The organism is Vibrio sp. 779(2023) (assembly GCF_033344285.1).
In the GTDB taxonomy this organism is placed as follows: domain Bacteria; phylum Pseudomonadota; class Gammaproteobacteria; order Enterobacterales; family Vibrionaceae; genus Vibrio; species Vibrio alginolyticus.
Genome location: NZ_JAWPOM010000097.1, coordinates 1 through 1,430, shown reverse-complemented (window position 1 = coordinate 1,430; position 1,430 = coordinate 1). Strand labels below are relative to the sequence as shown.

Genomic DNA, 1,430 nt, shown 5'->3' with positions numbered 1-1,430 from the left:
CAAGCTGCGAAGAACGTTTCTGAACTGGCGCAACGTTATGGACCAAAACACGATCGAATGGTCCAAGCGAAAGCGCAACTCGCCTCTATTCAAGAGCGAACTCAGCAATTGATTCGCGAAATCTCTTTTAGTAAGCAACAAGACTTACTTGCAGCGAAAGCTCAAGAAGACATGTTGCGCGAAGAACTGGACAGAAAAAAATCAGATTTCCAATCATTGGGTTCGCAAAAGGCGCGCTATGAGCAATTGAAACGAGAAGTAGAGTCAAACAAAGATCTTTACGAAGCTTTCTTAAATCGAGAAAAAGAAACCAGCGCTACTAGCGATTACAAAAATGTGACCGCTCGCTTTACTGATAAAGCGATCATTCCACTGTTTCCTGTCGCGCCACAACGAATGAAACTGGTGCTTATCGCCACATTCTTCGGTTTTGCTATCGCTTGTGCATTGGTGATCATTTTAGAAACGTTGCGAGAAGTCATCCGCACTTCAAACGATGTTCAAGATAAGCTAGGCGTGACATGCTTGGGGGTTATCCCAATGGTGAAAAAACGTACCCTGCGAAAAAATGGGGTAAGTTATACCGCCTACTTAGATAAAGATGAAAAACTCTTTAGCGAAGCTTGTCGCTCTGTTCGAACGTCGTTGCTATTAAGGCTGACCAACACTAAGCAAAAGATCTTACCTTTTACTTCAGCGATTCCAGAGGAAGGCAAAACCTCCACCAGCATCAATATGGCGGTGTCCTTCTCGACTATGGAGAAAGTGTTGATTATCGACTGCGACTTGCGTCGTCCATCTTTAGCCAAACGATTCAATATTCCTGAGTCCCAGCCAGGTTTAACCAACATATTGACGATGGATACCGCAATAAAAGATTGTATCGTTCGCATCGATGATGCCAATTTAGATGTACTACCTGCTGGGCTGATTCCACCCAACCCACAAGAGTTGCTGGCATCCAATCGCTTCAAAAAACTACTGGACCATTTTCAAGATAAATACGATCGCATCATCATCGATACACCACCGCTGTTGTCGGTCAGTGATGCGCTCATCTTAGGCCAATATGCGAACGGACTCATCACAGTGATTCGTTCCGAGTCCACCAAAGCATCACTGGTTAATGTCGCGCTATCTAAACAAATACAACACTCGATACCGTCTCTTGGCGTGCTTATCACTCAAGCAAAAGCTAAGGAAGGAGAGACTTTATATGTCCAGAAATACGCCTACTAATCAACATGCGTCTTGGTATCAGATATTAAAAAGCCAAGAACGCCCAGTGCTGATATATCAAATGGGTAAAGTCGGCTCGAGTGCGTTAGAAAAGTCGATTCCTAACTCGATTCATTTGCATGACCTTATGGCGATTGATGCTAACAAGCAGATCTCTCCAGTGAGAGCAAAGCTTCATCAACCAAACAAGC

The 1,430-nt window shown here is 44.1% G+C and carries 1 protein-coding gene and 1 pseudogene; both read left to right on the top strand.

Translation table 11 applies throughout. From position 1 onward, the window contains the following. Positions 1-1,239: polysaccharide biosynthesis tyrosine autokinase (locus R8O70_RS25205; RefSeq protein ID WP_318184461.1), on the top strand; the 1,239-nt coding region annotated here is incomplete at its 5' end. After that, a pseudogene (locus R8O70_RS25200) lies at positions 1,217-1,430 on the top strand (capsular biosynthesis protein); the annotation flags it as partial. The gene R8O70_RS25205 and the pseudogene R8O70_RS25200, both read left to right, overlap by 23 nt.